This is a genomic window from Desulfuromonas sp. (genome assembly GCA_002869615.1).
Lineage (GTDB): Bacteria > Desulfobacterota > Desulfuromonadia > Desulfuromonadales > UBA2294 > BM707.
In genome coordinates this window covers 24,710-35,516 of the sequence record PKUH01000120.1, presented here as the reverse complement: position 1 = coordinate 35,516, position 10,807 = coordinate 24,710, and the positions used below count along the sequence as shown (strand labels likewise).

At 53.5% G+C, this 10,807-nt stretch carries 13 protein-coding genes; 3 read left to right on the top strand and 10 right to left on the bottom strand.

Annotated elements, in window-relative coordinates; genetic code table 11:
- Both C0623_14815 and C0623_14810 read right to left on the bottom strand, forming a co-directional pair.
- On the bottom strand, window positions 1–449 hold a 449-nt coding region (locus C0623_14815; protein PLX97718.1), incomplete at its 3' end, for a hypothetical protein.
- 130 nt (window positions 450–579) lie between these two features.
- Window positions 580–1,290: a GntR family transcriptional regulator gene (locus tag C0623_14810; GenBank protein ID PLX97717.1), complete on the bottom strand. Its 711-nt coding sequence runs from the start codon at window positions 1,288–1,290 to the stop codon at window positions 580–582.
- A gap of 147 nt (window positions 1,291–1,437) precedes the next feature.
- Between C0623_14810 and C0623_14805 the strand changes: the two genes are divergently transcribed.
- The 3 genes from C0623_14805 (at window position 1,438) to C0623_14795 (ending at window position 4,226) form a co-directional block, all read left to right on the top strand.
- Window positions 1,438–2,451, top strand: coding sequence for a potassium channel protein (locus tag C0623_14805; protein PLX97716.1), 1,014 nt, complete (start codon window positions 1,438–1,440; stop codon window positions 2,449–2,451).
- A complete protein-coding gene (locus C0623_14800) occupies window positions 2,444–3,211 on the top strand; it encodes an AP endonuclease (GenBank protein ID PLX97715.1) in 768 nt (255 codons plus the stop codon). The genes C0623_14805 and C0623_14800 overlap by 8 nt, the downstream gene beginning before the upstream one ends.
- 283 nt (window positions 3,212–3,494) lie before the next feature.
- A complete protein-coding gene (locus C0623_14795) occupies window positions 3,495–4,226 on the top strand; it encodes a DUF4197 domain-containing protein (protein PLX97714.1) in 732 nt (243 codons plus the stop codon).
- A gap of 91 nt (window positions 4,227–4,317) precedes the next feature.
- Here the strand turns inward: C0623_14795 and atpC are convergent, their stop codons facing one another.
- The 8 genes from atpC to C0623_14755 all read right to left on the bottom strand — a co-directional run bounded on the left by atpC (window position 4,318) and on the right by C0623_14755 (window position 10,795).
- Complete coding sequence (gene atpC, locus C0623_14790) at window positions 4,318–4,728, bottom strand: ATP synthase F1 subunit epsilon (protein PLX97713.1); 411 nt, start codon at window positions 4,726–4,728, stop codon at window positions 4,318–4,320.
- Between the two features lie 45 nt (window positions 4,729–4,773).
- The gene (atpD, locus tag C0623_14785; GenBank protein PLX97712.1) at window positions 4,774–6,180 is read right to left on the bottom strand and encodes a F0F1 ATP synthase subunit beta; all 1,407 of its coding nucleotides are present in this window, start codon (window positions 6,178–6,180) and stop codon (window positions 4,774–4,776) included.
- A gap of 58 nt (window positions 6,181–6,238) precedes the next feature.
- The gene (gene atpG, locus C0623_14780; protein PLX97711.1) at window positions 6,239–7,105 is read right to left on the bottom strand and encodes an ATP synthase F1 subunit gamma; all 867 of its coding nucleotides are present in this window, start codon (window positions 7,103–7,105) and stop codon (window positions 6,239–6,241) included.
- A gap of 25 nt (window positions 7,106–7,130) precedes the next feature.
- A complete protein-coding gene (locus C0623_14775) occupies window positions 7,131–8,648 on the bottom strand; it encodes a F0F1 ATP synthase subunit alpha (protein PLX97710.1) in 1,518 nt (505 codons plus the stop codon).
- 10 nt (window positions 8,649–8,658) lie between these two features.
- A complete protein-coding gene (locus tag C0623_14770; GenBank protein ID PLX97709.1) occupies window positions 8,659–9,201 on the bottom strand; it encodes a F0F1 ATP synthase subunit delta in 543 nt (180 codons plus the stop codon).
- Window positions 9,198–9,782: an ATP synthase F0 subunit B gene (gene atpF, locus C0623_14765; GenBank protein PLX97708.1), complete on the bottom strand. Its 585-nt coding sequence runs from the start codon at window positions 9,780–9,782 to the stop codon at window positions 9,198–9,200. The genes C0623_14770 and atpF overlap by 4 nt, the downstream gene beginning before the upstream one ends.
- Before the next feature lies 1 nt (window position 9,783).
- Window positions 9,784–10,206, bottom strand: a complete 423-nt coding sequence (locus C0623_14760; GenBank protein PLX97707.1) for a hypothetical protein — start codon at window positions 10,204–10,206, stop codon at window positions 9,784–9,786.
- A 190-nt stretch (window positions 10,207–10,396) separates the two neighbouring features.
- Window positions 10,397–10,795: a hypothetical protein gene (locus C0623_14755; protein ID PLX97706.1), complete on the bottom strand. Its 399-nt coding sequence runs from the start codon at window positions 10,793–10,795 to the stop codon at window positions 10,397–10,399.
- Window positions 10,796–10,807 lie beyond the last annotated feature (12 nt).

Here is a 10,807-nt window from a genome sequence, read left to right as displayed (position 1 = left end):
GCGTAGCTGACCCGGGTATTGAACTCGGTCAACCCATCCGAATCTCCCCACGAGAAGATATCGGGCGAATAGACAACACGGGCCGAGAACCCGAGCCCCTGGAGCTGACCGGGAGCATACGAAGCCATGACCCCGATTCCGATATTGCGGAAATCTAAAATATCCTGAGTTTCGCCGACGTAGCCGATAAAGCCGGCACCGACTTCGAGCCCGGGCACAGCCCCCGGCTCACCGAAAAACTTGAATTCGGCGGTCCCCATATCGGTATCTTCATCTTCATTGTAAAGATAGCGTCCACCGATAACCGACCGGCCAAACTCATCGGCCGTAAGTGGAACATCAAGTCGGATTTCCGCACTTTCGTTATTAAAATCGAGAGCAAGCTTTGTTGCCTGGGCCGAGAAAGGGACCAGCATCAGGCAAACGATCAAACCAGTGATTCTTTTCATTTTGTTTTCTCCTTTATTTCTCTGTTGCGTCGGTATGATAACCGATGCAGAAGAAAAAGCAAGGCCCCGTTACACGTCTTTATCTATACGCTGCAACGGGGCCTTGTTGTTCACACAACCATCGGGGAGGTCAGACATCGACCACCCTTTTCAGAATTGAGCTTTCGGCATGTCGGCCCTCCGACTGGGCCATGCTCTGGATCAGAACCTGACCACCGAAGGATGCGGTTTTCCGCACCAGGGCATCCGCCTGCGAACCATCCTTGCGCTTGAATGCCCTGATAATTTTCTCATGCTCCTTGACCGAGATCTCCATACGGCCGGGCAGAGACAAAGACGCCAGGCGAAAGCGGTTAAATTTAAGCATCAGCTGGTTGATCAGTTCCAGCAATTTTTCATTTCCCGAGGCCCGGATGAAGACTTCATGAAATTCGTTGTGAACTCTGAAAAAGTTTTTAACATCGCCATCATCAGCCAGTTCCTGCAGCTTCAGATTGATCGATTCGAGTTTTTCGATATCCCTGTCGGTCATGTTCTCGGCGGCCATCTGCGCTGCATAACCTTCGAGGATCGACTTGATCGCGTAAAACTCTTCAACCGCCCGTTCCGACAGTGCCGTGACCACTGCACCCTTGCGCGGAATAACCGTCAGGTAGCCCTCACTCTCAAGCTGACGAAACGCCTCACGAATCGGCGTTCGGCTGATTCCGAACCGCTCGGCCAATTCCGGTTCCGCGACCTTTTCCCCCGGCTTGAGCTGACCCTTGAGAATCGACTCCCGGATTGTTTCCAGAATCTTTTCCCGCAGTGTCTGGTGATGTTCAATCGGCTTCTTTTTCACCCTGCCACTCCCATTAAATTAAATTCAGAAAATTGTATACAGTATACATATTTTGTCAAGCCCTTTCTAACCCGTTCAGAGCGTAAATCGAGCCCTTGCCATCTTCCTGCTGGCAGGTTAAAATCCGCGTTGACTGATGGAGTATTTATGAGCCCGACCCGCAATTTGCGCTTATCCTTTTTTTTTCTTATAGGCCTGCTTTTTATCGGGACCGCCGGCTATGTGATGATAGAGGACTGGTCTCTGATCGACGCCCTCTATATGACCGTCATTACTGTTTCGACGGTTGGATTCCGCGAGGTCTACCGTCTCAGCCCGCCCGGCCAGGTTTTTACCATTGCGCTGATTATTTTCTGGGTCAGCTTTATTGCTTACAGCGCCGGTAGCATCGTACAATTCATGGTCGAAGGTCAGCTCCGTTCTATTCTCGGGAGAAGAAAATTGGAAAAGAAAATCTCCAAACTGAGGAACCACTACATCATTTGCGGCTATGGCCGTATCGGCACCCATATCTGTCGTGAATTCGAAGCAAAACCGGTCCCGTTTGTCGTGGTCGAAAAAGAAACGGCGAAAATCGAACGTTTAAATCTTGATGAGACTCTCTTTGTCAATGGCGATGCAACCCTCGACGAGACCCTTATCAGGGCCGGTATCCGGCATGCCAAGGGACTGATCACAGCAGTCACTTCCGACACCGAAAACGTCTATATTACCCTGACTGCACGCGGTCTCAATCCCGACCTTTTCATCCTGGCCCGGGCCAGCGAGGAAGTTTCGGAAACCAAGCTCAAACGGGCCGGTGCATCGAAGGTTATTTCACCTTACGTTATGGGTGCATCGCGGATGGCACAAGCCATATTGCGCCCCTCAGTTGTTGATTTTATCGAAATCGCTACCGCCGGGAAGAATTACGAGCTGCAGCTCGAGGAATTACGTATTGCCGCTGACTCCGCCCTGGTCGGCAAAAACCTGATTACCTCGGGAATTCGCAAGGACCTCGGAATTATCATCGTCGGCGTCAAGAAGGACGACGGACAGATGCACTTCAATCCGGCACCGACAACACAGATTGATGCCGGCGATGTCCTGATTACACTCGGAGAGCCATCGGCTATCTTGAACCTTGAACAGATCGCCACCAGCAAGGCCGCCGATGGTTAATCCGCTCCACGTGACCATCCCGTATCGGCAGCTGGAAGAGCTCCTGCCGATACTCCTTGAACGGCAGCTGCAACCGGAAATCGGTTTCCGGGGTGAGGATCTTGACCAGCTCGATCCGGAACTGGTTGAACGGGCCGCTGCCGCGTTCACTGCGGCCGGTCTCAACGTTTCGATTCATGCCCCTTTTTTTGATCTTAATCCGGGTGCTATTGAACCTTACGTTTTCGAGGCCACTGCCATCCGCTTTCGCCAGACCCTGGCGGCCGCGTCACGCTTCGGAGCCCGGACCATCGTGTTCCATCCCGGCTACGAGTACTGGAAGTACGGCGGCATGGACCATCTCTGGCTCAATGCTTCCCTTGATTTCTGGCCTGCGATCATTGATCTGGCCGAGCAGTTTGAAATCAATCTCGCCCTTGAAAATATCTTCGAAACCCATCCCGGGACCCTGCGCGATCTGCTTGATCAGATTGATTCACCACGCCTTGGCCACTGTTTCGATGTCGGTCACTGGCGCCTTTTCGCGAAGAGTTCGCTTGATGAGTGGTTTACCACTCTCGGCCACCGGATCGTGCATCTCCATTTGCACGACAATACCGGCAAAGGCGACGAGCATCGCCCGATCGGTGAAGGCGATATTAATTTCACCGATCTTTTTGCCCGCGTTGACCAACTCGAATCGTCTCCGACGATGACCCTCGAAGCACATACACCCGATGATCTTGATCGATCATTGGTCAATTTGCAAAAACATCGCTGAAGGTCGGCGCCTTCGGATGAGACTCGTCTCTTCCCTGTTTACTGAATAATCTCTTTTTTCTGTTAGAATTGTCTGTACTTTGCGTTACCTGGTTTTTAATCTACCACCAGGTGCAACTCACCTTAATCAGGAGGCACGTTATGGCAGATGAGAAAAAACGCTCCGGCACTGACCGGCGCGATACGGATCGTCGGGTTGCCAATATGCCAAATTCATCTCAAGAAGAACGCCGCAATGGTACGGATAGGCGGTCAGGAGACGACCGGCGCAAAACCTCAGACTGATGAAATCATCCCTATTTGCATTTCTGCTTTTAACGGTTTTTTTTCTCGGCGGCTGTGTCGAAAATCAGGCCCGACTGTGGCAGCAGGGAACCGATATTCTCAACGCTGCAGTGGCCGAACGGCCACTGACTACTGATGAGATCGGGCAGGGACTCAAGGAGGCCCTGAAGGTCGGTACCGGCAACGTCGTTATCCAACTCGGCAGAAAAGACGGCTTCAACCTCGATCCGGTTATTCATATCCCGCTTCCGGATAAACTGGTGAAGGTCCAGACCGCGCTCGATAAAGTTGGTCTTTCCTATCTGCTCAATGACCTTGAACTTAAACTTAACCGTGCTGCCGAACTTGCCGCGCCGAAGGCTAGAGCCCTTTTCTGGCAATCGATTTACGAAATGACCTTTAACGACATTATGTCGATATACAATGGTCCGGACGATGCGGCAACCAGATATTTCCAGAACAGGATGACACCCGGTCTGATCGTCGAAATGCGCCCGGTCGTTTCTGCCAGCCTCGCGCAAGTCGGTGCCATTCAGGCTTATGACAGGGCAATCGGCAAGTACCGGGCGCTGCCGTTTGTTCCAGACGTAAAGGCTGATTTGACAAGTTATGTGATCGAGCAGGGAATAAGCGGCATTTTCTTTTACCTGGCCCGGGAGGAACAGGCCATTCGCAGGAATCCGGCCAATCGGACAACCGAACTTCTACAGCGCGTATTTGCCGGCAGATGAACCTGTCCGCATTTTCGTACAAACTGTTTCAGCAATTAAAAAGGGCGGTCCGTATGGACCGCCCTTGATTCTTCACTCTTTTGTTTCCGGATCAATGCTGTTTACAGGCAACCTGAATCCGGATGACAGCCCGCGCCAGGGCAGCTTCCATTACCTTGAACTGCTTGTCTTCGGAATTGAGCGTCTTAAGTGCATCTTCGGCGCGGCCGCGCGCCGCCTTGGCTCGCTCAAGATCGATCTGGTCGGCCAGTTCAGCTGTTTCAACCAGAACCGTGACCGTATCATCCTCAACCTCAACATACCCCCAATTGACGGCAACATGGAAGGTCTCTCCCTCTTTCTTATAGGTGAGTTGACCGACCTTGAGAGTCGTCAGAAGCGGTGTATGCCCCGGCAGGATACCGAGTTCCCCCAGGGTTCCCGGTGCCGACAGTTCATCGACCTCTTCCGACAGAACCCGCTGGTGCGGGGTAACCATTTCAAGTTTCAGTTTTTCAGCCATTGCAAACTTCCTTTTTCAGGGTTCGGAGATATAAACTCCGCGCGATCAGGCCGCCAGTTCCTTGGCCTTTTCGAGGGCCTCTTCAATGGTACCGACCAGGTAGAAGGCCTGCTCCGGGATATCATCGTATTTACCGTCGACGAGATCACGGAAACCCTTGATCGTGTCCTTCAGTTCAACGTATTTGCCAGGGGCACCGGTAAAGGTCTCGGCAACGTGGAACGGTTGCGAAAGGAAACGTTGAATCTTGCGGGCACGGGCAACGACCAGTTTGTCTTCCTCGGAGAGTTCATCCATACCGAGGATGGCAATGATATCCTGCAGATCCTTGTAGCGCTGCAGAACATACTGAACGTCACGGGCACACTTGTAATGCTCTTCACCAACCACCTGCGGATCGAGGATCCGGCTGGTCGAGTCAAGCGGGTCGACCGCCGGGTAGATACCGAGTTCGGCGATCTGGCGCGACAGAACGGTGGTCGCATCAAGATGGGCGAACGCGGTTGCCGGGGCCGGGTCAGTCAGGTCATCAGCCGGAACGTAAATCGCCTGAACCGAAGTGATCGAACCTTTATTGGTGGTAGTGATACGCTCCTGCAGTTCACCCATTTCAGTCGCCAGAGTCGGCTGGTAACCAACGGCGGAAGGGATCCGGCCAAGAAGGGCGGAAACCTCGGAACCGGCCTGGGTGAAGCGGAAGATATTGTCGATAAAGAGGAGCACGTCCTGGCCTTCCTCGTCACGGAAATATTCGGCAACGGTCAAGGCCGAGAGACCGACGCGGGCACGGGCTCCCGGCGGCTCATTCATCTGGCCATAAATCAGGGCAGCCTTGTCGAGAACGCCTGAGTCCTTCATTTCGTGCCAGAGATCGTTGCCCTCACGGGTCCGCTCACCAACCCCGGCGAAAACCGAGAAGCCACCGTGCTGCTTGGCGACATTGTTGATCAGTTCCATGATCAGAACGGTCTTGCCGACACCGGCACCGCCGAACAGACCGATCTTGCCGCCACGCGAGTAGGGGGCGAGCAGATCGACGACCTTGATTCCGGTCTCGAACGCTTCAACCGCGGTCGACTGATCGACAAACTCAGGAGCCGGACGATGAATCGCCCACTCGTTTTCAGCTTCAACCGGACCGGCTTCGTCAACCGGCTCACCGATGACGTTCATGATGCGACCAAGGGTCTTGCGACCGACCGGCATCAAAATCTGGTCACCGGTATCGGTCACGTCCTGACCACGAACCAGACCCTCGGTTGTATCCATAGCGATGGCGCGAACGGTGTTCTCACCAAGATGTTGGGCAACCTCACAGATCAGGTTGTCTTCCCGATCATCGATCGCCGGGTTTGTAATCTTGAGGGCGTGGTAGATCTCGGGAAGCTTGCCAGCTTCAAATTCGACGTCAATGACGGGACCGATAACCTGGGTAATCTTACCTTTATTCATGATGAACCGTTCCTCCTTGTTCCCGCTCTGTTCTCAGGCGGGAGCACGTTCGTATTTGTTACTTGATCGATTCAGCGCCGGAGATGATTTCCATCAACTCTTTGGTGATCGCGGCCTGGCGTGCCCGGTTGTACTGCAGGGTCAGCCGGTCGATCATCTCGGAAGCGTTTTTACTTGCACTATCCATAGCCGTCATCCGGGCACCATGCTCTGAAGCGACCGATTCAAGCAGAGACCTGAAAATCTGCACGTTGATATGCTTCGGCAGGATTTGTTCGAGGACTTTGCCGCGGCTCGGCTCGTAAAGATATTCGGCTGAATATCCGTCGCCCTCGATCTCTTTCGGGACGATCGGCAACAGCTGGCGAACCGTCTGCTCCTGGCTAATCGCGCTCTGGAATGAATTGTAAACCAGAAATACGGCATCGTAGATTCCCTCGACAAACGGTTCGACCACTTCTTCTCCGATGACCGAGGCAAGGGCAAAATCGACACTGCCGGTCACATGCTCATGCACCTTGGTGATGATTTCGCCATGCCGGCTTTTCAGGTATTCGTTGCCTTTACGGCCGACAATCAAAAGGTCGTAACCTTCGTAGCCCTCTTCGTTGTCGTTGATGAAACGCTCGGCGGTCTTGCTGATGTTGCTGTTGAAGCCACCGCACAGACCGCGATCGGCTGTCATCAGAACCACCAACGCCTTGCCTTTCCCGCGCTCCTCGAGCAGGGGATGCACCCCGGGCTCCTCACGCAGGGCCAGACTGGAGAGCACGTCGAGAATTTTGTCAGCATACGGACGGGCAGCAACCACGGCGTCCTGGGCCCGGCGCAGCTTGGCCGCCGAAACCATTTTCATCGCCTTGGTGATCTGCTGGGTGTTCTTGACCGAGCTGATCCGCTTTTTTATATCCTTCAGACTGGGCATTCTCTAAAACCCTTTATCCTTTAAATTAGGCAGCTTCGACGACGAACTGACCCTTGAACTCATCGAGGGCAGCCTTGATCCGACCTTCGATATCATCATCGATCGCTTTTTTCTCATCGAGATCACTCAGCAGCTGGGAATGCTTGTTCTTCATAAAAGCAATCATTTCCGTTTCGTAGCGCTGCACATCTTCTGTCGGGTATTCATCAACGTAGCCGTTGTTGGCAGCAAAGATCGCAACAACCTGCTGCGAAACCGGTAACGGCTGATACTGACCCTGTTTAAGAATCTCGACCAGGCGGGCACCACGGTTGAGCTGGCGCTGGGTTGCGGCATCAAGGTCGGAACCGAACTGGGCAAAAGCCGCCATCTCACGATACTGGGCGAGAGCCAGTCGCAGGGTACCGGCGACCTGCTTCATCGCCTTGACCTGGGCGGCGCCACCGACACGGGAGACCGAGAGGCCAACGTTGATCGCCGGACGAACACCGGAATAAAACAGGTCGGTCTCGAGGAAGATCTGGCCGTCGGTAATCGAAATAACGTTGGTCGGGATATATGCGGAGACGTCACCGGCCTGGGTTTCAATGATCGGCAGGGCGGTCAGGGAACCGGCACCTTCTTCATCATTGAGCTTGGCGGCACGTTCGAGCAGACGGCTGTGGAGATAGAAAACGTCACCCGGATAAGCCTCACGGCCCGGCGGGCGACGGAGCAGCAGGGAGAGCTGACGATAGGCAACCGCCTGTTTCGACAAATCATCATAGATAATCAGGGCGTGTTTGCCGCTATCGCGGAAAAACTCACCCATGGTTACGCCGGTATAAGGTGCGATGAACTGCAGCGGCGCCGGCTCGGAAGCGGAAGCGGAGACGACGATGGTGTAATCCATGGCGCCGTGTTGCTTGAGCTTTTCAACAACCTGGGCAACGGTCGAACGCTTTTGACCGATCGCCACGTAGATACAGACCATGTTCTGGCCCTTCTGGTTGATGATGGCGTCGGTAGCGACGGCCGTTTTGCCGGTCTGCCGGTCGCCGATGATCAGCTCACGCTGGCCACGACCGATCGGAACCATGGCGTCGATTGCCTTGAGTCCTGTCTGCATCGGCTCATGAACCGATTTACGCTCAACGATACCGGGTGCCTTGATTTCAACTTTCCGGAAATCGTTCGATTCAATTTCACCCTGACCGTCGATCGCAATACCGATACCGTTGACGACTCGACCAATCAGTGATTCACCGACCGGAACCTGTACAATCCGTTCGGTCCGCTTGACGGTGTCGCCTTCCTTGATGTGTTCGGCCTCACCGAGGATCGCCGCACCGACATTATCTTCCTCCAGGTTGAGGACCATGCCCATGGTGTTACCGGGGAACTCGAGAAGCTCACCAGCCATAGCCTTGTCAAGGCCATGGATACGGGCAATACCGTCACCGACTGAAATAATGGTTCCGGTTTCACTGACCTCGACTTCGCGATCGAAGTTTTCGATCTGTTTTTTAATGATCGCGCTTATTTCTTCTGCTCTGATTTCCATTGGACCTATCTCACCCCTTCGTTAAGGTATCTTCAATCCGCTTGAGTTGTGTTTTTACACTTCCGTCAAACAATTTACCGCCGATCTCGGTGCGCAGGCCACCAATCAGTGCCTCGTCGACATCAACGGTCAGTTCCACTTTTTTACCGGTCTGTTTTTCCAGTTCGGCGGTGATCGCCTTCTGCTGTGCCGCCGAGAGCTTGGCTGCTGCAGTCACGCTGGCCCGCAGGGTGCCGGAAAGCTCATCAGCCAGTTGCTGATACTTCTGGTCGATTTGCGGCAGATACTGCATCCGGTCTTTTTCAACCAACAGCCCAAAAAAATCACGCATGCCGGCTGACAGGCCGAGCTTTTCCATGATCTCGGCAAAAATCGCCGACTTTTTTTCAACGGCAAAAGTCGGACTTTCGATGAGTAAACGCAGAAGGTCTTGAGATTCGACGAGTGCGTTAACCGTGCTCAGCTCCGCACCGTACTGCTCAATCTTTTTCTGCTCGGAACCAAGGCTGACCAGCGCCTTGGCATAGCGTTTTGAAATTGCGCTGGCGCTCAATGTAGTTCTCCTACCTTCTTCATATATTCGTCGACCATATTGCTCTTGTCCTTGTCATTAACATTTTTCTTCAGCAGTTCTTCGGCCAGTTCGACTGCGAGGCGGGCCGCCTCCTGCTGCAATTCAGCCCGGGCCCGGGCGATTTCGAAGGCGGCTGACTTTTCAGCTTCATTCTTGATCTTCTCGGCCTGCTCACCGGCACTGGCGATAATCTTGTCGCGTTCGATCTCGCCTTCCTTTTTTAATTCGGCTGCGATCTGCTCGATCTCGGCTTCGGCCTTGTTGAGCTTCTCGTCGTACTCGGCGAATTTGGCTTCTGCATCCTCTCGGGCCTGCTTTGCCTCCTCGAGCTGCTGGGCGATCGATTCCTTACGCCCCTTAAGAGCATTCATCGCCGGCTTCCTGACAAAATAAAAAATAATGCCGAAGGTCATGGCAAAAGCGATACAGCGATAGATAAAGTCCTTGAGCAGGGCGCCGCCATCGGCATGGCCACCACCACCGGCAGCAAATGCTGTAGTGACGGTCAGCAAAACGGCGAGCAGGGCAACCGGGAGGACTTTACAGTTAAAAGATTTCATCTTACACAGCCCTCCCGAGAATTTTGATTGCGATATCGGTTGCCAGGGTTTCGGCATCGCTTTTCAGCTTCTTGCCGGCCGCGTCGGCTTCACCGGCGACCCGGTCCTTAACGGTTTGCAACTGACGGGCCGCTTCGTCGCGCGCTTCGCCGAGGATTTTTGCCTCCTCGCCGGCCGCCGCCTGACGGAGCTCGTTCTTTTGCTGGTTCCCCTGCAGCTTGGCCGCCTGCAGTTTCTCCTCGTAGCGCGCCATTTTTTCCTCAATCTGCGCCTCGAGCTCGCTGGCCCGCGCATGCGAACCATCGATCGTCTCTTTGCGCTGGCTCATAATATTACGCAGAGGACGGTAAAGAATGATGTTGAGAACCAACATCAAAACGATAAAATTGATAATCTGAAGAACAATTGTCCAATCAACACTCATAGCGTTTCACACCTCAATCCGGACAAACCCCCACCGACCAGGTTGGGCTCATCCGAGCTGGTATACTGTATACAAAAAAACAGGGTCTAGAACGGCTTCGTTAAAGCAGGGAATTGCTACCACAGACCACTATTGTTGTCAAGACACTTTTGCCATATTTCGCCATTATCGACGGTTAGTGGCCGCTTTTTTATTCGCTGCTCTTTTCAGGCTTGACCTCAACCGCCGATACGCCAGCCGAACCCTTACCAGGCATCGACAGACTGCCGTTGAGGACAACCCCTTCCTCGACAACCAGGACCGGAGTTTCAACAGTCCCTTCGAATTTCGCCGGGCGGCGCAATTCGACGCGGGTATTGGCTTTGATATTTCCTTTGAAGTTTCCACTGAGAATAAAGGTTCCGACTTCGACCTCACCTTCTATATCGGCGGTTTCGCCGACAATCAGGGTATCCTTTGAGACAATCTCGCCTTTAAAGGCGCCATCGAGGCGAACAATCTCATCAAAGAAGAGTTTGCCTTCGAATTTACTTCCGGGGCCGAGAAAAGCCTTGATTTCACTCTTTTCCAAGGGGGTCTCCTTACGCATTGTTTTGGTCAC